Here is a 282-nt window from a genome sequence, read left to right as displayed (position 1 = left end):
GAGATTGTCAATGCCTTAAATAAAGAGAAAAACTATGTCATCAAGGAGTGTTCCATGAAAGCGCCTTCGCACGATAATCTTCACGTATGGTTACTTCCTTTAATTGAAAAAATTGATGCTTTAGAAGAGGCTAAAACACTGGATGAAGCACAACGCATTTATAAGAGCATTGAGCAAAATGTAAATGCCTACGACGAATATTTCGAGTAAACATGGGCATTACCGTATCCAACATATCAAAATCCTATGGCAAGGTAACTGCCTTATCGGCTATTTCTTTTG

1 pseudogene is annotated in these 282 nt (G+C 37.2%); it reads left to right on the top strand.

The window, feature by feature from the left end:
- Positions 1-210 (top strand): annotated as a pseudogene (locus OU788_RS12775) (hypothetical protein); the annotation flags it as partial.
- Positions 211-282 lie beyond the last annotated feature (72 nt).

Origin of the sequence: Tenacibaculum sp. L6 (genome assembly GCF_028823685.1) — a bacterium.
Classification (GTDB): domain Bacteria; phylum Bacteroidota; class Bacteroidia; order Flavobacteriales; family Flavobacteriaceae; genus Polaribacter.
Note: the sequence above shows the minus strand (reverse complement) of the source record. Positions and strands in the feature narration are given on the sequence as shown.